We start from the raw sequence: 19076 nt of genomic DNA, 5'->3' as shown, positions 1-19076 counted from the left end.
ACCTCCAGGGACCCTCGTCCGAAAGGGGTGAGGGTCAGGACGGCCCGAGGATGAAGTTCCAGGCCCCGGTCGCGACCGCGGCGGCGATCGCCGTCCCGGAGATCGCCGCCCCCACGGCGAGCAGGATCCACTCGGACGCACCGAAGCGGGACTCGCGCGCCCAGGTGCGACGACCGGGGGCGCCGAAGCCCCGCGCCTCCATCGCTGTCGCGAGCTTCGCGCCCCGGCGGATCGACAGCACGAGCAGGGCGAAGGCCATGCCGAGGAAGCGCCGGATGCGCCCGCGGTCGGCCACGCCGCGCGCGCGACGTGCGAGTTCGAGAGCACGCCAGTCGTCGAGGAACAGTCCCACCATGCGCAGGCCGGCGAGCGCGCCGAGGACGAATCGGGCCGGAAGCCGCAGGATCTGCCCGAGGCCGTCGGCGAGATCCGTGGGATCCACCGTGATGAACAGGACCACGGAGGGCAGGGCGATCGCGAGCACGCGCAGCATCGTGGCGACGGCGAGCGCGAGCGACCCCTCGCTGATGCGCAGCACGAACCAGTCGACGTAGACGGTGCCGCTCGTCTCGCCGTAGAGGGCGATGGTGAGACCGGTCAGCGGCGCCGCGAGCCAGACCGGCCACGTGCGCACCCAGAACTCCCGCCAGCCGATGCCCGCGAAGAGGAACAGCACCGCTTCGAGTGCCAGGGCGACGGCCGCCGACACCGGGTCGAGCGTGAGGACCAGCGGCACGGCGATGAGCGCGCTCACCCCCAGCTTGGCGACCGGATTGATGCGGGCGACGACGCCGGTGCGGGTGGGGGCGGGGGCGAGCGCCGTCATGCCGGTGCCCCCAGGACGAACCGGGTGGCGTGCAGAGCGCGCGCCACATCGAGATCGTGGGTGATGGTGACGATCGCCGATCCCTCGTCCCGGAGGGTGGCGAGCATCGCCACGAGCTCGGCCCAGGTCCGGGCGTCCTGGCCGAAGGTCGGCTCGTCGAGGATCAGCACCCGGGGTCTCGTGGCGATCGCGGCCGCGACCGTCAGGCGGCGCTTCTCCCCGCCCGAGAGCGTGTACGGATTCGCCGCACCCAGGTGCGCGAGCCGCAGGCGGGTGAGCAGCTCGTCGACGCGGGCAGACACCTCGTCATCGGGGACGCCCAGGGCGCGGGGACCGACCGCGAGCTCGTCGCGCACGGTCTTGGCGAGGAGCTGGTGCTCCGGTTCCTGGAACACCATCCCGATCCGCGTGAGGAGCTCGCGAGACGCCCACCGGATCGGAGACGGATCGGCCCCCTGCGCGAGTGACGGCGCCGCGATCACGGCTCCCCCTGCGGGAGGGAGGAGCCCCGCGAGGGTCAGGCCCAGCGTGGACTTGCCCGCGCCGTTCGGCCCGGTGATCGCGAGGGCCTCGCCGGCACGCACGTCCAGGTCGATGTCGTGCGCCACCGGACGCCCCTTCACCCGCGCGACAGCCAGCCCGTGCGCCGAGAGCAGCACGTCCCCGGGCGCCGCGCGTGGTGCGCGGGGCTCGGCCGGCGGGCGGCCGGGTACCCACACGCCGTCCGCCGCCAGGCGCTCCCCCTCCGTGCCGAGCACCTCCGCGGGAGGGCCGTCCGCGACGACCCCGCCGGCGCCGATCACGATGACCCGCGTGAGGAGGGGCAGCCACACCTCGAGACGATGCTCCACCACCACGAGGGTGGCGGGACGCGCGGCGAGCATCCGCTCCACCGCATCCCTCACCTCGCGCACGCCCTCGGGATCGAGATTCGCCGTCGGCTCGTCCAGCAGCACGAGTCCGGGGCGCATCGCGAGCATGCCGGCCAGGGCGAGGCGCTGCTTCTGGCCGCCCGAGAGCGCCGCGGTCGGATGGTCGAGCGGCACGTCGAGGCCGACGGCCGCCGTGGCCGCCTCGACACGAGGCCAGATCTCCGCCCGCGGCACCCCGAGGTTCTCACAGCCGAAGGCGACATCGTCGCCGGCTCGGGCGAGGATCACCTGCGAGTCGGGATCCTGGAGGACGAGCCCGGCCCGACCGCGGGTGGCCACGGCGGGGCCGCCGTCGATGAGCAGCTCCCCCTCGCTCTCCCCCTCCTCCTCGCCGCCGAGCACACCGGCGAGGCCGTGCAGCAGCGTGGATTTGCCCGCGCCAGAGGCACCGAGCACGAGCACGCGCTCGCCGGGCTCGATGCGGAACGAGACATCGCGCAGCGCCCAGGCGAGGCGGCTCGCGTGTCGCCACCCCCACCCCCGGGCCTCGACGCCGGCGGGAGCGACCTGCTCGGACGACATCAGACGCGCACGCGCACCTCGCGCCCGGAGCCGAAACGGTCCAGAGCCCCCGTCGCCGCGATGCCGCGCGCGAGCACCCAGGACAGCGCACCGGCGATGACCGCCCCGGAGATCACGGTGCTCACGAGATAGATCGCGGTGAAGGCGGGACCGGAGCCGGCGTACCAGAGGATGAGGTTGTTGATGCCGCCCGCGAGCGCGGCCCCGGCACCGGCGAGGATCGCGACGGGCAACGACCAGCGGCGGTAGAAGAACAGCAGGAAGACCAGCTCGGCGCCGAGGCCCTGCACGAGGCCCGCCTCGAGCGTGAGGAAGCCGCCCCACTGGTTGCCGATGAGCGCCGAGACGACGGCGGCCAGCAGCTCGACGTAGATCGCGGCGCCCGCCTTGCGGATGATGAGCCCGCCGAGCACGCCCGCGAAGAGCCACGGGCCGTCGAGGAGCCCTTGGAGGCCGGGAAGAAACGGCTCGAGCAGGGCCTTCGGCCCCAGGTATCCGACGTTCCAGGCCAGGAAGATCAGACCGGCGGCGACGCCGAGGACGCTGGCGACGACGATGTCGACGACGCGCCAGCGCAGATAGCCGCGCGCCGGAACGGCCGTGGTCTTCGCAGACGCGGATGCGGACGTGGACGTACTCATGTGAACTCCTCCCTGCGCTGGCATGACCCAGATCAGGTTCGACGGTCGAAGCGCGATTCGCTCCCTCTCAGCCCGGCTCGCCGGACTCCCGTGGTTGTGCTGTCGATCCTACCCCGTTCCGCCCGCGCGTCCCGAGCCGCGCACGGCGGATTCCGGGCGGTATTCGGTACCGTAAGCGAGTGACCGCTTCCGATCCCCCTGAAGAGGCGTCCGGCGGCGTCGACGTCGACGCGCGGCCCGAAGACTCCGCACCCGTGTCCGCCGAGCCCGCGCTCGACTCTCCGGCCACGGAAGCGGTGTCGTGGGCCGATGCCTCGGCCCCGCCGACCGCGCTGACCTGGGTGGACCCGTCGCTCGTCGCCGCGGAGTCGTCGACGCCCGAGTTCGACGCATCGGCCGGCACGGAGGACGAGGCGGGATTGCTGCGCGACGCGAAACTGCGACCCGCGATCGCCGGCCCCGGACTGCTCGTCCCGCTCGGTGTGCTCGTCGGCCTCGTCGCCTCCTACGCCGGCACCACGCTGCTCTGGCCGCTGCACGAGGTCGCCCCGACCGTCCAGGCCGTCGAGTTCACCCCGGTCGCCGCCCCCACCGCCGCCCTCGCCTGGCCGGCGATCGGCGACGGCGCCGTCGGGATCGCCGGGATGACGACCGCGGCGTCCACCACCGCTCCGGTGAGCATCGCGAGCATCACGAAGGTCGTCAGCAGCCTCATGGTGCTGGATCGTCTGCCGCTGGCCCCCGGGGAGCAGGGTCCGGAGTTCGCCTTCACGTACGCCGACAGCATCCGCTACTGGGACTACCGGATCGCCAATCAGTCCGCACTCGATGTCCCCGTGGGCGGAGTGCTGACCGAGTACCAGCTTCTCCAGGGCACCCTGCTCGGCTCGGCCAACAACTACATCGACCGGCTGGCGTCGGAGATCTGGGGGTCCGACCGGGAGTTCGCGGCCGCGGCCGAGGTCTGGCTCGGCGAACGCGGGCTCTCCGGCATCACGGTGGTGACGCCGTCGGGATTCGATGAACGCAACGTCGCCACCCCCGAGGCCCTCGTGGCCCTGGGCGAGATGGCCATGCGCAACCCGGTGTTCGCCGAGATCGTGGGAACCCGGTCTGTCGACCTGCCCGGGGCAGGGAAGGTCGAGAACACGAACGGGATGCTCGCCGATCCGGGTGTCGTCGGCATCAAGACGGGCACCCTCGTCGGGTGGAATCTGCTGACCGCCAAGGACGTCGCCGTCGGCGACTCGACGGTCCGGCTCTACGCCGCGGCGCTGAACCAGGAGGACGACGAGGCGCGTCTCGCGCTCACCCGTGCGCTGTTCGCCCAGACGGAGGCGGCGTTGCAGGCCCAGGGCCCGGCCGTCCCGGCGGGCACGGTGGTCGGGCGCGTGGTCACCGCCTGGGGTGAGCGCGTCGACGTGGTCGCGGGCGAGGACGCCGACGTCGTGCTGTGGAACGGAGCGAGCGCGACCGCATCGCCGGTGTTCGACCTCGGGGAGGAACGGGAGGCGGACGGGACGGTCGGCACCTTGACCACGACCGGCCCTGTCGACAGCACAGAGACCGCACTCGTCCTCGACGAGGACCTGGACGGTCCGAGCCCCTGGTGGCGGCTCACCCACCCGCTCGAGCTCTTCGGCATCTCCGGGGACGACTGAGTCCTGACGCACGATGCCCCACTCCGGATCCGGAGTGGGGCATCGTGCGTGGAGCGGGTCAGGCGCGGGGCGTGGAGCCGTCCGCGCCGTCGTCGAGAAGCGCCTGCGCTGCTGCGGACTCGGCCGCCGGAACCTGGGCGCCGACGGCTGCTCCCGCCACGGCGTCCGCCGCCTGCTCCTCGGCACTGGCTTCCGCGTCCGCCTCGCCGGTCACGACCACCGGAGACGAGCCGGTGAGAGCCGCTTCCGCATCGAGGTCAGTCGCCGCCTGCTCGAACTGCGACTGGTACAGCCGCCAGTACGCGCCCTGCGCCGCGATGAGCTCGTCATGCGTGCCCTTCTCCACGATGTCGCCGTGCTCCATCACGAGGATGAGATCGGCGTCGCGGATGGTCGACAGACGGTGCGCGATGACGAACGAGGTCCGTCCGTGCCGGAGCGCCGCCATCGCGTTCTGCAGCAGCAGCTCGGTGCGGGTGTCGACCGCCGAGGTGGCCTCGTCCAGGATGAGGATCGACGGCTGCGCCACGAAGGCCCGCGCGATCGTGATGAGCTGGCGCTCACCGGCCGAGACGTTCGACGCGTCCTCGTCGAGCACGGTGTCGTACCCGTCCGGAAGCGCGTGCACGAAGCGGTCGACGTAGGTCGCCTTCGCCGCGGCCAGCACCTCCTCGTCCGTCGCGGTCGAACGGCCGTAGCGGATGTTCTCGCGGATGCTCCCGGCGAAGAGCCAGGGGTCCTGGAGCACCATGCCGGTGCGGGAGCGCAGTTCGTCCCGGGTGATGGTCGAGATGTCCTGACCGTCGAGCATGATCCGGCCGCCGCTGAGCTCGTAGAACCGCATGATGAGGTTCACGAGCGTCGTCTTACCCGCACCCGTGGGGCCGACGATCGCGACGGTCTGCCCCGGTTCCACCCGGAAGGACAGATCGGTGATGAGGGGACGCTCGGGCGAGTACGAGAAGGAGACGTTCTCGAACTCGATCACGCCCTCGCCCTCGCGGAGCGCGGGGGCGTCGGGGGCATCGGCCTCCTGCTCGTCGGAGTCGAGCAGATCGAACACCCGCTCCGCCGACGCCGTGCCGGACTGCACGACCGCGGCCATGCCGCCCAGCTCGGACAGCGGCTGCGTGAACTGCTGCGAGTACTGGATGAACGCCTGCACGTCGCCGAGGCGCAGCTGCCCGCTCGCGACCATGAGGCCGCCGAGCACCGCGATGCCGACATAGGTGAGGCTGCCGACGAAGGTCATCGCGGGCATGATGATGCCCGAGAGGAACTGCGCCTTGAAGCTCGCCTGGAACAGCTCCTCGTTCTCGGCCTTGAACTTGTCCAGGGCGTCCTGCTCGCGGCCGAACACCTTGACCAGGGCGTGGCCGGAGAAGGCCTCCTCGACCCGGGCGTTGAGCCGCCCGACCTTGCGCCACTGCGTGCCGAAGGCCTTCTGCGACCGCGGACCGATGACGCCGAAGATCACTCCCATGAGCGGAAGCGCCACGAGGGCCACGAGTGCGAGCTGCCACGAGATCGAGAACATCATCACGAGCACGCCGACCACCGTCAGCACGGCGGTCAGGGCACCAGACAGCGACTGCTGCATGGTCTGCGTGATGTTGTCGATGTCGTTCGTCACGCGGGAGATCAGCTCGCCGCGCTGCACCTTGTCGAAGTACGCCAGCGGCAGCCGGTTGATCTTCGCCTCGACGGCCTCACGCAGGCGCCACATGGTGCGGACCATGATGACGTTGATGACGTACCCCTGCAGCCAGCTGAGGAACGCGGCCACGACGTAGATCGCGAGGACTGCCGCGATGACCCAGCGCAGGGCGTCGAAGTCGATGCCGTCGCCGACCCGGAAGTCGCCGAGCGCTCCCACCTGGTTCGCGAAGTCGGTCTGTCCGGCATCACGCAGCGCGTCGACCACCACGTCCTGCGGCGTCCCCGCGGGGAATCCGGGGAAGTCGCCGCTCGGCTGGCCGAGCTGGATGGAGATGAAGCCGCGGTAGACGATGTTCGTCGCCTCGGCGAGCACCTTCGGCGCGGCGACGGTCAGCACGACCCCGATCGCTCCGAGGATCGACACGAGGACGAACCAGACGGCGGAGGGCTTGAGCAGCCCGATCATCCGGGCGAAGCTCTTGCCGAAGTTGTCGGCCTTGCCCGGTGCGACGCTGTCCCAGTCGCCGGAGTGCTGCCGAGCCTGCTCGGCGAGCTCCGCCTCGTACTGCTCCTCGGCGGTGAGCTCCCGCTCGGCCGTGGGAGCCGGGGCCTTCCCTCGCCCGCGGCGCCGCGCCGCTGCGCCCTGGGTCCCTGAGCCTGTCGAAGGGCCCGCCCCCTGGGTCCCTGAGCGTGTCGAAGGGTCCTGCTCGCTCATGCGTCCACCCCCAGCTGCGACTCGACGATCTCCCGGTAGGTCTCGCTGGTCTCCAGCAGCTCCTCGTGGGTGCCGACTCCGACCATCGTGCCGCCCTCGAGCACCACGATGCGGTCGGCGTCGGTGATCGTGGAGACGCGCTGCGCGACCACGATCTTCGTCACGTGCGGAAGCTCCCGCCACAATGCCTGCCGCAGACGGGCGTCCGTCGTGAGGTCGAGTGCGGAGAAGGAGTCGTCGAACACGAGCACCTGCGGCCGGTGCACGATGGCCCGCGCGATCGCGAGGCGCTGTCGCTGACCGCCGGACACGTTCGTTCCGCCCTGGGCGATGCGGGAGTTCAGGCCGTCCGGCATCTCCTCGACGAAGTCACGACCCTGAGCGATCTCGAGAGCGTGCCAGAGCTCCTCGTCGGTGGCGTCCTCGCGGCCGTAGCGCAGGTTGGAGGCCACGGTGCCGGTGAAGAGGAAGGGACGCTGGGGCACGAGGCCGATGCTGTCCCACAGCGCTTCGACGTCGGCGTTCCGCACGTCCGTGCCGCCGACGTGCACGGAGCCGCCGGACACGTCGAACAGGCGCGGGATGAGCGAGACGAGCGTGGTCTTGCCCGACCCGGTGGAACCCACGACCGCGACGGTCTCGCCCGGCTCCGCGGCGAAGCTGATGCCGGTGAGGACCGGGGCGTCGGCACCGGGGTAGGTGAACGACACGTCGTCGAAGGCGACGGCGCCCGGCGTCGGGAAGACGGTGACGCCGTCCGCCGGACGGGTCATCGTCGACTCGGTGTTCAGAACCTCGCCGATGCGCTCGGCCGAGACGGCGGCGCGCGGGATCATCATGGCCATGAAGCTCGCCATGATGACGCCGCCCATGATCTGACCGATGTACTGCATGAAGGCGAACAGGGTGCCCACCTGCACGGTGCCGTTGTTGACCTCGATGCCGCCGAACCAGATGACGGCGACGACCGTCACGTTGAGGATGAGCATGAAGAGCGGGAACAGCAGCACGAACAGGGAGCCGACCTTGCGGCCGACGACCATGATGTCGGTGTTCGCGCCGCGGAAGCGCTCCTCCTCGATGCGCTCCCGGACGAAGGCCCGCACCACGCGCACGCCGGTGAGCTGCTCGCGCATGATGCGGTTCACGTTGTCGAGCTTGCCCTGGTAGCTGCGGAACAGCGGGACCATGCGGCCGATGACGAGTGCCGCGAGGAGGAGCAGCACCGGGACGGAGACGGCGATCAGCCAGCTCAGCCCGGCGTTGGTCTGCACGGCGAAGATGATGCCGCCGATCGCGAGCAGCGGCGCGGTGACGAGCATCGTCGCGCCCATCATCGCCAGCATCTGCACCTGCTGCACGTCGTTCGTGTTGCGGGTGATGAGGGAACCGGCACCGAACTGCGAGACCTCGCGCTCGGAGAAGCCGCTGACCTTGCCGAACACGTCGGCACGGATGTCACGACCCGCCCCCATCGCGGCGCGGGCGGCGAAGAAGGTCGCGATGACCGAGGCCACGATCTGGCCGAGCGACACGGCCAGCATGAAGAGGCCGGTGCGCCAGATGTACGCGGTGTCGCCCTGGGCGACGCCCTTGTCGATGATGTCGGCGTTGAGGCGGGGCAGGTAGAGGGTCGCGGCCGCGCTGGCGAACTGGAAGACCAGCACGGCGACGAGGAGCCACTTGTAGCGAGACAGATATCGGAGGAGGAGTTTTCCCAGCACAGGCGGACTTTCTAGGAAGGAGGAGGCGGCGGGTCTCCCGGCAGACGGATGCCGACCGACGACCGGCCATAGGACAGGGTGCCACGAAGCGGCGACATTCGGATCCCCCTCCGGGAGGACCTTCGCTCACAGCGAACCTCTCTATGTATCATGCAACTGACACAACTTGTGATAGACATATGGCACAACGAATGGAGTCCGCATGCCGAACGCCACCCCGCCCGACATCGTCGGCGCCGTCCTCTCCTCGCCGGTCGTCTCCCTCGTCATCGGCCTCGTCATCGCTGCGCTGCTCGCTCTCACGCCCTGGTGGCGCACGCGTGCGGCGACGGCGACCCGACTGATGCGCGATGAGGCCGTCGCCGTGGGCGCGCGCTATTCGCCCGAGCGGCGCCTCCTCGCCGTCGGCGCCCTGGTGGTCCTCGGGACGGGGGTGACGGTGGAGGTGCTCGCGCGGCACGTGCTGTCGCTGAACGGCGAGGTGTCCTGGTGGCGCTACGCCGCCCCCGTGTTCGCCACCGCCGCCGTCGCCGCCACCCTGGCACTCACGATCAGCGTTCGAGGTGCGCGCCACACGACGGAGCCGGTGACCACCGGGACCCGGCGGACCTGGCTCTCCTTCAGCCCTCGCGGTGGAACCGCCGCGGCAGGCCTCGCGCTCCTCGGACTCGTCCTCACGACGATCGCCGCCGGCTGCGCGTCGTCGAACATCGACGGCGGGCCCTTCGTGTTCCTGGAGATCCCCGCGCCGAACACCGACGTAGACCCGGTGCGGCTGTGGTTCTATGGGTGGGCCTACGGCGTCGCGGTACTGCTCTGCTGCGCACTCCTCGCCGGAGCGGTCCTGTGGGCGCTGTCGGCGAACGCCACGCGTCCGTTCCTCCGCCCGGCGACCGTTTCCGCCGAGCATCACGAGCGCCGCCGGATCGCCGCGGGGCTCGCCCAGGTCGCGACCGGAGGGATCCTGCTCACGATGGCCGCCGCCTGGCGGTTCATCGGGAGCGCGGGGCGGATCGGCCCTCTCACGATCGAGGGCGAAGGCACGTTCGAAGTTGTTTGGCGCTACGCCGACATCGCCCGCGCGGCCGGCGTTTTCGCCCCCGCGCTGGAGGTCGCCGCCGTGACGCTCCTGGTCCTCTCGACGCTGGCTCTGCAGCGGGGCGGCTCCCGCCGGTCGGTGGACGCCGCGACAGTGGCGACGCGGCAGCCGGAGGACGCGCGATGACGGCGCGCTCGCCGCTGTCCGGCCCCGACGATGCGCTCCCGGCCCGGGACATCTATCGGCAGTTCCGCGGGCTCATCGTCTCCGGGCAACTCGGTGCCGGCGAGCGCCTGCCGTCGGTCCGGCAGACGGCAGGCGACCTCGGGGTCGCCCCAGGCACGGCGGCGCGCGCCTACAAGATGCTCGAAGCGGACGGTCTGGTCGTATCGCGCACCGCGGCAGGCACGCGAGTCGCCGACTCCGCCGCCGTGCTGCCGGGGGCGGTTATCCGGAGGATCCGCGAGCTGGTCGACGCCGCACAGGACGCCGGCCTCGAACCCGGCGACGTCACCGATGTGATCCGGGCGACCTGGGAGTCCCGTCGCCGCGCAGCCGTCGTTTCCGAAGAGGGCTGAGGCGCGCGTCAGAACAGCGCCGGCTGCGGCACGTAGTCGCGCGCGGCCGCCCCGGCCTCGGGGCCGAGCTCGGCGAGGGAGGCCGGCTGCCACTTCGGGTTGCGGTCCTTGTCGACCACCTGTGCCCGGATGCCCTCCACCAGGTCGGGGTGCTCGTTCACGAACCACAGCACCCGGCGGTACTCGCCCTCGAGCGCGGCACGAAGCCCACTCATCCCCCGCGTCTCCCGCACGGCGTCGAGGGTCACGACGAGGCCGGTCGGGGCCAGTCCGTCGAGGAGGTCGGCGACGGCGGCCGCTTCATCGGTGCCGAGCGCACGCAGCCGCTCCAGGATCTCGGGCACGGTCGAGGCGGCGAAGACCTCGTCGATCCACTCCCGCGCGTCGGGGAGCGCGGACGGCTCCGGCGTCTCGTCGAAGAGCAGGACGATCTCGCTCGGGCTCGTCGGATCTGCGCGGTACGCCAGAGCCTCGCGCAGCGCGTCGAGGCGGTCGGAGGGGACGAAGTGGTCGGCGAAGCCCGCGTACACGGCGTCGGCACCGTTCATCGTGGCCCCGGTGAGACCGAGGTATTCGCCGAGCCGTCCCGGCGCCCGCCCCAGCAGCCACGTGCCGCCGACGTCGGGCGTGAAGCCGATCCGGGTCTCCGGCATGGCGAGCTTCGAGCGCTCGGTGACCACGCGGATCGCGGCGTGCCCCGCGAGACCGATGCCGCCGCCCATGGTGATGCCGTCGGCGAGCGCGACCACGGGCTTCGGGTACTCCGCGATCATGGCGTTCATCGCGTACTCCCGGCGGAAGAACTCTGCGGACTGCTCCGGATGACCCGACGTGATCTGGCTGTGCAGGCGGCGCACGTCGCCGCCCGCGCACATGCCGCGCTCACCCTCGCCGTCGATGAGGACGATCTGCACGTCGGAATCGTCGCGCCACGCGATGAGCGCCGTCGTGATGGCCGCGATCATGTCCTCGTCGAGCGCATTGATCGCCTCAGGGCGGTTGAGCGTGAGCCGCCCGAGCGCTCCTTCGGTGCGGATGAGGACACGGGGCGCGGCGGGGGTATCGGTCACGGGTGCCAGGCTACCCCGTCGCATGCGGCCGGATTCCGCACGAAATGCGGGTTCCGGGGCGGTTTTCCGGCAGGATAGGAGGAACTGTTCATCGCAACGAGAGGTCCCGGATGCCCGAAGGACAGGTGCTCGAGTTCACGAATGTGACGAAGCGCTTCAACGAGGTCACGGCCGTCTCGGACTTCTCCGCACGGGTCGAGCCCGGCGCGGTCACCGCTTTCCTCGGCCCCAACGGCGCGGGCAAGACGACGACCCTGCGCATCCTGCTCGGCCAGGTGCGCCCCACGTCCGGCACCGCCACGATCGGCGGCGTCGCGTACGCGGAGCTGCGCCAGCCACTGCGCACCATCGGCGCGGTCCTGGAGGAGACGGCCTACCGGCCGCGCCGCACCGCGAGTCGTCAGCTCACCATCGCCGCGAAGGCCAACGGCATCCGCCTCGCCCGCGTCGACGAGGTGATCTCCCTGGTCGGCCTGGAGGGCGAAGCGGACACGCGCATCGGCGGGTTCTCGCTCGGCATGCGCCAGCGCCTCAGCGTCGCCCACGCGCTGCTCGGCGACCCCGGAGCGCTCGTGTTCGACGAGCCGGCGAACGGTCTCGACCCCGAGGGCATCCGCTGGATGCGTCTGCTGATGCGTCGCCTCGCCGACGAAGGCCGCACGGTGCTGGTCTCGTCCCACGTGCTCAGCGAGATCGAGCAGGTCGCCGACCACGTCCTCGTGCTCTCCAAGGGACGCCTCGTGCTGTCGAGCGGCATCGAGACCCTCGCCGATCCGGCCGGCGGCTCGGTGGTCGTCGACTCCGTCGATCGCCCGGGCCTCACGACCGCACTGGTCGCCGCCGGGTTCGACATCGAGGTGCTCCGCTCCGGCCTGACCGTGCGCGGCACCGACGCGAGCCGAGTGGGTGCCGTGGCTGCGGACGCCGGTATCGCTCTGAGCACGCTCGTGCAGCGCGGCCCGACGCTGGAGGACGTCTTCATCGACCTCATGCGCGGCGGCCGGTTCGACACCGCTCCGGCGCTCGAACCGTCGGAAGACGCTTCGACCGGGACCGAGACGGCCACGACAGGCGATGCGGCCGCCGGTGCCGCCGCCTCCGCTCTCGCGGCCGGCGGTGCCGCGGCTCTCGCCGATGACCTCAGCACGGAGACCCCCGGCGACGCCGCGGCCACCGGGTCCGGCGACGATGACGAGACGGCGGGAGCCGAGGGCCCGGTCGACGACGAGACCACCCAGCTCGTGACCGTGGTCGAGACCGCTGCGGGCGACGAGACCATCCAGGTCCTCCCCGTGGTCGAGGAGACCGCCGCGCTGACGTTGAGCGATGCCGAGGAGGAGACGGGCGCGGAGCCCGACACCGCGTCCGATGCGGAGTCCGACTCCTCGCGTTCGTTCGACGACATCCTCTTCGGCGCTCCCGCGCCGGTGCCCGCGACCGAGTCCCCGCGACGGTCTTTCGCCGCCCTGTTCGCGGCATCCTCCGCCGAGATGGCGGACGAAGACACGGCGGAGGCGCGCACGTCGCCCGAGCAGTCGGCAGGACAGGACGCTCCCGCCCCAGGGGAGTCGGACGAGACGACACCCGACGCATCCGTCCCCGCAGCGGGCGCCGAGATCGAGGGCCCCGAGGCTCCGTCTGACATCGACGCCGCCGACGACACGACCGGCACCGAGGACGCGGAGTCCGCGGCCGACGAACCGGAGCCCGCGGGCGTGGAGTTCTTCTCCGAGCTCGACGCCGCGTCCGGGTGGAACGACGAGACCGCGACCGCCGACACGACGCAGCCGGCAGAGGCTTCCGATCCCGCGACCGACGACGAGGACCCGCGATCCGCGGCCGTGAGCTCCATGCTCGCCGCCGCCGCCCGCGCTTACTACGAGGACGAGCCCCGGGACTACCCGCTCGCGTCCGCGGAGGGCGACGCCCCCGCCGAGGCCACCCCGTCCGAGGAGCAGGCGGACGAGGACCACGGCGCGCACTCCGACGAGAACCACGGCTGAACCGCACACACGAACGCCCTCCCGATCGGGAGGGCGTTCTGCGTCTGAGGTCAGGCCGGACGGGGCCGGATGACGGGCCGACGACTGCCCTTCGAGACGGGAGTCGGGGCCGTGGCGACGATCTCCTCGACCGTCGCGGGCTCCTCTGACACGGGCAGGCGGAGAGCCTGCGTGAGCGCGAGGCCGTGCCGGGTGGTGAGGATCAGCCGGTTGTACTGCGGGTCGCCCTCGAGATCGACGACCACGCTGGGGCGACGGCGACGGATCAGCACGAAGTCGAGGCTGCCCGCGGCCTTCCAGCTCCCCGCCGCCAGCACGCCCGGGATGTGGGTGCCCGGGTTCGGGACGCCGCGGAGCCAGGTCCAGGCGTCATCGGTCAGCTGGACCTTGGTGATCGTGTCGCGCACGATGCGGACGTTCTCACGGTGGAAGGTGGCGGCACGTTCGATGGGCGAGAGCACGACCTCGAGTTGCGTCTGGTCCAGCAACAACGTCACCATGTCCCCAGTCTGCCAGCGCCGCCCTCCCGGTTGGCTGGAAGTTGCTCACAGGAACGCAACGATCCCTTGTCGGAATCACCCACACGCCCACCCGCAGCAACCACCTCCCGCGAGGACAGGCGCTCACGCCGGAACAGGCCGCTACCGGGAGTGCAAGCCTGACTCCGCGCGAGCGCCTGATCTCGCCGACCTCGCGACCGCCGCTCCCTGCGCAGGCATCCGCGCGACCTCAGGCAGCAGGGTCCAGTGGCGCCTGTTCCCGCGCGGGCGCCTGTCCTCGCGCGAAAGAGGAGCGGCGGCGGAAGTCAGGGACGCGCGGTGAGGGCGGCCCGGGCGGCGTGCGGCAGGGCTTCCTCGATGCGCTGGAGCTCGTCCTCGCCGTGCGCGGCGGTGAGGAACCAGGCCTCGAAGACGCTCGGCGGCAGCGCGACCCCGTGCTCGCGCATCGCGTGGAAGAACGCCGCGTACCGGAACGACTCCTGCGCCTGCGCCTCGGCGTAGTCGCGCGGAGCGGACGCCCGGAAAGACGCGCTGAAGAGATTGCCGGCCGACGCCAGAGCGTGGCTGACCCCGGCCTCGCCGAGCGCGCAGTCCAGCGCCGACGACACCCGAGCGGCCGCGGCGTCGACGGTCGCGTAGACCTCGGGCGTCGCGAGTCGCAGCGTGACCAGGCCCGCGGCCACCGACAGCGGGTTCCCGGAGAGCGTGCCCGCCTGGTAGACCGGGCCGAGCGGCGCCAGAAGGTCCATGACCTCGGCACGACCGCCGAGGGCCGCCAGCGGCATACCGCCGCCGACGACCTTCCCGAAGGTGAGGATGTCGGGCAGGTAGTCCTCCCCCGCCTCCGCCTGGAGTCCCCAGAAGCCCGCCGGGTGCACCCGGAATCCGGTGAGGACCTCGTCGAGGATCATGAGGGCGCCGTGCGCGTGGGCGGTCTCCGCGATGAGGCGGTTGAAGCCCGGCAGCGGAGGGACGACGCCCATGTTCGCCGCCGAGGCCTCGACGATGACGGCCGCGATCCGCGGGCCGTGCTCGGCGAAGACGGCGGCGAGCGCCTCCGGGTCGTTGTAGCGGATCACGAGCGTCTGCGCAGCGATCGGCGCGGGCACGCCGGCCGAGCCGGGCAGCGCGAGGGTGGCGACCCCGGAGCCGGCCTCGGCGAGCAGGCCGTCGGAGTGTCCGTGATAGTGGCCGGCGAACTTCACGAGCAGATCGCGGCCGGTCGCGCCGCGAGCGAGGCGGATGGCGGTCATGGTGGCCTCGGTGCCGGTCGAGACCAACCGGACACGCTCGACGGGACGGATCTCGCCGAAGCGGACGCGGTCTGCGATGAGCGCGGCGAGCTCGACCTCCCCCTCGGTGGGAGCGCCGAACGAGAGCCCGCGGGTGGCGGCTTCCTGCACCGCGGCGACGACCTCGGGCTGTGCGTGGCCGAGCAGGGCGGGGCCCCACGACGCGACGAGGTCGACGTACTCGTTGCCCGCGGCATCGGTCACGGTCGCTCCCCGCGCCGAGGCGAGGAACCGCGGCGTCCCGCCGACCGACCCGTAGGCGCGCACCGGAGAGTTCACCCCGCCGGGGATCACCGCACGGGCGGCAGAGAAAAGGTCGTCATTGCGGTCGGTCATCGAGGCTCCTCCGTGATGCACGGAGCTCTCCCGGCATCCCTTCCAGGCTAACCCGCCGCCTGCCCTTCGAAGGCCGTCTGCGGACAGGAGGGAGGCTCAGCCGCGCAGCCAGCGGGCGGCTTCCGTGGCCCAGTAGGTCAGCACCGCGTCGGCACCCGCGCGACGGATCGAGAGCAGCGACTCGAGCACCGCGGCACGCCGATCGATCCACCCGTTCGCCGCGGCGGCCTCGATCATCGCGTACTCGCCCGACACCTGGTACGCCCAGACCGGGACGGTCACGGCGTCGCGCACCTCGCGGAGCACGTCCAGGAAGGCCATCGCCGGCTTCACCATGACGATGTCCGCGCCCTCGTCCTCGTCGACCAGGGCCTCCCGCACGCCCTCGCGGCGGTTGCCGGGGTCGAGCTGGTACGTACGGCGGTCGCCCTGGAGCTGCGAGTCGACGGCTTCGCGGAACGGGCCGTAGAACGCGCTCGCGTACTTCGCGGCATACGCCAGGATCAGCGTGTCCGTGAACCCCTCGGCGTCGAGCGCCTGACGGATCACGGCGACCTGGCCGTCCATCATCCCGGACAGCCCGAGCAGCTGGGACCCTGCGCGCGCCTGGGCCAGGGCCATCGAGGCGTACCGCTCCAGGGTCGCGTCGTTGTCCACGGAGCCGTCGGCGGCGAGGACGCCGCAGTGACCGTGGTCGGTGAACTCGTCGAGACAGAGGTCGGTCTGCACGACGAGGGCGTCGCCGACCTCGGCCGCCAGCGCTTCGGTGGCGACGTTCAGGATGCCTTGCGGGTCGTCCGCGCCGGAGCCCCGGGCGTCGCGCACCGCGGGAACGCCGAACAGCATGACGCCGCCGACCCCGGCCTCCGCGGCCTCCACGGCCGCAGCGCGCAGCGAGTCGATCGAGTGCTGGGCGACACCGGGCATCGACCCGATGGCGACCGGTTCACTCAGGCCCTCGCGGACGAAGAGCGGGAGCACGAGCTGCCGCGGCTCGAGAGAGGTCTCGCGCACGAGGTCGCGGACGGCGCGCGACTGGCGAAGTCGGCGCAGGCGGATGTCGGGGAAGCTCACGGCGCGAACTCGTCTGCCGCGTGCGGAAGGGTGAACTGCGAGACGGCTTCGATCAGCGCATCGATGGTCTGTCGGTCGGCGACCACCGAGACGGGGAGACCGGCGCGCTCGGCGTCCTTGGCCGTGCGGGGACCGATCGCCGCGAGCAGCGTCTCGTCCGGGATCTCGGGGAACTGTTCCCGCACCTGCTCGGCCACCGAACCGCTGGTGATGAGGATCGCGTTGATCCGGCCGTTCTCGACATCGCGGCGGATGCGCTCCGTCACCGGGACACCGACCGTGCGATAGGCGACGACGCCGTGCACGTCGTGCCCCGCGTCGGAAAGGAGGAGGCTGAGGACGGGCTTGGCGATCTCGCTGCGCAGCGCCAGGATCCGGCGAGGCTCGTGCTCCAGGGCGATGAGCTGCTGCGCCATGCCCTGCGCGGAGTTGTCCTGTTCCGGCACCAGGGCGACCTCGTAGCCCACGGCCTGCAGCGCCGTGGCCGTCGTCTCGCCGACGGCCGCGATCTTCGTGGTCTTCGGCACGACGGCGCGGTGGGCGAACAACACGTCCACTGTGGTCGCGCTCGTGACGGTCAGCCAATCGAACTCACCGGCCGCGAGCTGCTCCAGCGCCCGGTCGAGCGTCGCCTGGTCCGTCGTGGGCGCGAAGTTGATGAGCGGGGCGACGACGGGAACGGCCCCGAGGTTCCGGAGACTCGCGGCGACGCTGTCGCCCCAGGGTCCACCACGGGGCACGAGGATGCGCCAGCCGTCCAGCGGTCGGTCCTGCTTGCTTTCAGAAGTGGTCATGACAATTCGGATTGCTCTTGAGGGACGAGGTCGGCCGCCCCTTGATCGAGCAGCCGACGGGCAACAGCGAGCCCGAACTCACGCGCTGCGTGCATCGGGTCTGCACCATCGGCAGCATCCGCACCATTGCCACTGCCGTTCCGATGAATATACTCCCCGTTCAGGGCTTCCGTGACGTCCAGACCGATCCGGCGACCCCCGTCCGGGGCGTAGACCACTGTCCTGACGCGGATCTCGGCCCCCTGGACGACGGCGTGCGCCGCCATGGGGGCTTGACAACCGGCGTCCAGGCCCTCCAGGATGGCCCGCTCGACCGTGATCGCGAGCCGCGTCTCGCGGTGGTCCAGCGCCGACAGCGCCGCGCGCAGCTCCTCCGGCGCATCCGCCCGCGTCTCTACCGCCAGCGACCCCTGGCCCGGCGCCGTCGGCCACTCCGCGAGACCGAGCTCCTCGCGATGCAGGGGCGAGTCCGTGCCCAGCCGCGAGAGCCCGGCGGCGGCGAGGATCACGGCGTCCAACTCTCCGGACGCGACGCGGGAGAGGCGGGAGTCGACGTTGCCGCGGATGTCCACGACGTGAGCCCGGGGCGCACGGCGGTGGACCTGCGCGATGCGGCGGGGCGACCCGGTTCCCACGGCGCTCCCGGCCGGCAGCTCGTGCAGCGGGATGCCGTGTCGGGTGAGCACCACGTCGCGGGCATCCTCCCGTCGGGGCGTCGCGGCGATGACGAGCGACTCCGGCACCGCGGTCGGGAGATCCTTGAGGGAGTGCACGAGGAAGTCGCACTCGCCGGCGAGGAGGGCCTCACGGAGACGGGTGGCGAAGATGCCGAGGCCGCCGATCTCCGACAACGAGGCACGATTGGTGTCGCCCTCGCTGGTGATCGGGACGAGCTCGACGCGGCGGCCGGTGACCTTCTCGAGAGCGGCGGCGACGTGACCGGACTGCGCCTGCGCGAGCGCGCTGCGACGGGTGCCGAGACGGATGGGGGTGCTCATGGCGCTTACTGCAGCACGTCCGCGATCTCGTCGAAGCGCAGGCGGCGCCCGGTGTAGAACGGCACCTCCTCCTTCACGAACATGCGGGCATCCGTGTACCGGAGGTCGCGCATCATGTCGACGAGGTCCGTGAGCTCGTCCGCCTCCATCGGCAGCAGCCACTCGTAGTCGCCCAGCGCGAAGGCTGCGACGGTGTTCGCGATGACACCGGTGAACGCGGCGCCCTTGCGACCGTGGTCGGCGAGCATCGTGCGGCGCTCCCCCTCCGGCGCGAGGTACCACTCCGGGGTGCGGACGAACGGGTAGAGGACGAGCCAGTCCTTGGGCTCGATGCCACGGAGGAACCCGGGGACGTGCGCGCGGTTGAACTCGGCGTCGCGGTGGACACCCATGGCGTTCCACACCGGCAGGAGCGAACGCAGCATCTCGGTGCGGCGCAGGCGACGGAGCGCCCGCTGCAGCTCCTCGGCCGTGGCACCGTGCAGCCACACCATGAGGTCGGCGTCGGCCTTGAGCCCGGAGACGTCGTAGAAGCCGCGGACGGTGACGCCCGAGTCCTCGATGTGCGAGACGATCGACTCGACCTCGGTCGCGTCGTTCTCGGTGACGGGAGCATCGGGATTGCGTCGCCAGACGGCCCAGAGGGTGTAACCGGACGGGTTCTCTTCACGCAGGTCGGACATGATCCCAGTCTGCCCCCTTTGCGGAGGAG

The 19076-nt window shown here is 71.5% G+C and carries 16 protein-coding genes and 1 riboswitch; of the genes, 4 read left to right on the top strand and 12 right to left on the bottom strand.

Annotated elements, in window-relative coordinates; all coding sequences use genetic code 11:
* Positions 1 to 34 precede the first annotated feature (34 nt).
* The 3 genes from AB0P08_RS15350 to AB0P08_RS15340 all read right to left on the bottom strand — a co-directional run bounded on the left by AB0P08_RS15350 (position 35) and on the right by AB0P08_RS15340 (position 2921).
* The gene (locus AB0P08_RS15350) at positions 35 to 826 is read right to left on the bottom strand and encodes an energy-coupling factor transporter transmembrane component T family protein (RefSeq protein ID WP_363590423.1); all 792 of its coding nucleotides are present in this window, start codon (positions 824 to 826) and stop codon (positions 35 to 37) included.
* Positions 823 to 2280 (bottom strand): ABC transporter ATP-binding protein, encoded by a 1458-nt coding sequence (locus AB0P08_RS15345; protein WP_363590422.1) that lies wholly within the window; start codon positions 2278 to 2280, stop codon positions 823 to 825. Before AB0P08_RS15345 ends, AB0P08_RS15350 begins: the two co-directional genes overlap by 4 nt.
* Positions 2280 to 2921 carry an ECF transporter S component gene (locus AB0P08_RS15340; protein ID WP_363590421.1) on the bottom strand — a complete coding sequence of 214 codons (642 nt, stop codon included), beginning with the start codon at positions 2919 to 2921 and terminating at the stop codon, positions 2280 to 2282. Before AB0P08_RS15340 ends, AB0P08_RS15345 begins: the two co-directional genes overlap by 1 nt.
* Positions 2912 to 3023: riboswitch (TPP riboswitch) on the bottom strand. Its footprint overlaps the gene before it by 10 nt.
* A 77-nt stretch (positions 3024 to 3100) precedes the next feature.
* Here AB0P08_RS15340 and AB0P08_RS15335 point away from each other — a divergent pair.
* The gene (locus tag AB0P08_RS15335; protein ID WP_363590420.1) at positions 3101 to 4582 is read left to right on the top strand and encodes a D-alanyl-D-alanine carboxypeptidase family protein; all 1482 of its coding nucleotides are present in this window, start codon (positions 3101 to 3103) and stop codon (positions 4580 to 4582) included.
* 58 nt (positions 4583 to 4640) lie between these two features.
* Here the strand turns inward: AB0P08_RS15335 and AB0P08_RS15330 are convergent, their stop codons facing one another.
* Both AB0P08_RS15330 and AB0P08_RS15325 read right to left on the bottom strand, forming a co-directional pair.
* On the bottom strand, positions 4641 to 6956 hold the full coding sequence (locus AB0P08_RS15330) for an ABC transporter ATP-binding protein (RefSeq protein WP_363590419.1): 2316 nt from the start codon (positions 6954 to 6956) through the stop codon (positions 4641 to 4643).
* Positions 6953 to 8680 carry an ABC transporter ATP-binding protein gene (locus AB0P08_RS15325; protein WP_187662555.1) on the bottom strand — a complete coding sequence of 576 codons (1728 nt, stop codon included), beginning with the start codon at positions 8678 to 8680 and terminating at the stop codon, positions 6953 to 6955. Before AB0P08_RS15325 ends, AB0P08_RS15330 begins: the two co-directional genes overlap by 4 nt.
* 202 nt (positions 8681 to 8882) lie before the next feature.
* On the opposite strand from AB0P08_RS15325, the gene AB0P08_RS15320 reads away from it, so the two are divergent.
* Entirely contained in the window at positions 8883 to 9905 is a 1023-nt protein-coding gene (locus tag AB0P08_RS15320; protein WP_363590418.1) for a hypothetical protein, read from the top strand.
* Positions 9902 to 10297 carry a GntR family transcriptional regulator gene (locus AB0P08_RS15315; RefSeq protein ID WP_363590417.1) on the top strand — a complete coding sequence of 132 codons (396 nt, stop codon included), beginning with the start codon at positions 9902 to 9904 and terminating at the stop codon, positions 10295 to 10297. Before AB0P08_RS15320 ends, AB0P08_RS15315 begins: the two co-directional genes overlap by 4 nt.
* An 8-nt stretch (positions 10298 to 10305) precedes the next feature.
* Here the strand turns inward: AB0P08_RS15315 and AB0P08_RS15310 are convergent, their stop codons facing one another.
* Positions 10306 to 11367, bottom strand: a complete 1062-nt coding sequence (locus tag AB0P08_RS15310; protein WP_363590416.1) for an enoyl-CoA hydratase/isomerase family protein — start codon at positions 11365 to 11367, stop codon at positions 10306 to 10308.
* A 110-nt stretch (positions 11368 to 11477) separates the two neighbouring features.
* Here AB0P08_RS15310 and AB0P08_RS15305 point away from each other — a divergent pair, with 110 nt between their 5' ends.
* Positions 11478 to 13370: an ATP-binding cassette domain-containing protein gene (locus AB0P08_RS15305; protein ID WP_363590415.1), complete on the top strand. Its 1893-nt coding sequence runs from the start codon at positions 11478 to 11480 to the stop codon at positions 13368 to 13370.
* A gap of 50 nt (positions 13371 to 13420) precedes the next feature.
* Here AB0P08_RS15305 and AB0P08_RS15300 read toward each other — a convergent pair whose 3' ends face one another.
* From AB0P08_RS15300 to hemQ, 6 genes are all read right to left on the bottom strand, one after another.
* Positions 13421 to 13870, bottom strand: coding sequence for a hypothetical protein (locus AB0P08_RS15300; RefSeq protein WP_136052962.1), 450 nt, complete (start codon positions 13868 to 13870; stop codon positions 13421 to 13423).
* 305 nt (positions 13871 to 14175) lie between these two features.
* Positions 14176 to 15498, bottom strand: a complete 1323-nt coding sequence (gene hemL / locus AB0P08_RS15295) for a glutamate-1-semialdehyde 2,1-aminomutase (RefSeq protein ID WP_363590414.1) — start codon at positions 15496 to 15498, stop codon at positions 14176 to 14178.
* Between the two features lie 96 nt (positions 15499 to 15594).
* Positions 15595 to 16572, bottom strand: a complete 978-nt coding sequence (hemB, locus tag AB0P08_RS15290; RefSeq protein WP_280567767.1) for a porphobilinogen synthase — start codon at positions 16570 to 16572, stop codon at positions 15595 to 15597.
* The gene (locus AB0P08_RS15285; RefSeq protein ID WP_187662559.1) at positions 16569 to 17366 is read right to left on the bottom strand and encodes a uroporphyrinogen-III synthase; all 798 of its coding nucleotides are present in this window, start codon (positions 17364 to 17366) and stop codon (positions 16569 to 16571) included. The genes hemB and AB0P08_RS15285 overlap by 4 nt, the downstream gene beginning before the upstream one ends.
* On the bottom strand, positions 17363 to 18364 hold the full coding sequence (gene hemC, locus AB0P08_RS15280) for a hydroxymethylbilane synthase (RefSeq protein WP_187662560.1): 1002 nt from the start codon (positions 18362 to 18364) through the stop codon (positions 17363 to 17365). Before hemC ends, AB0P08_RS15285 begins: the two co-directional genes overlap by 4 nt.
* A gap of 5 nt (positions 18365 to 18369) precedes the next feature.
* Positions 18370 to 19050, bottom strand: coding sequence for a hydrogen peroxide-dependent heme synthase (gene hemQ / locus AB0P08_RS15275; protein ID WP_370429007.1), 681 nt, complete (start codon positions 19048 to 19050; stop codon positions 18370 to 18372).
* Positions 19051 to 19076: the final 26 nt, after the last annotated feature.

It is taken from the genome of Microbacterium meiriae, from assembly GCF_040686935.1.
GTDB classification, from domain to species: domain Bacteria; phylum Actinomycetota; class Actinomycetes; order Actinomycetales; family Microbacteriaceae; genus Microbacterium; species Microbacterium meiriae.
Note: the sequence above shows the minus strand (reverse complement) of the source record. Positions and strands in the feature narration are given on the sequence as shown.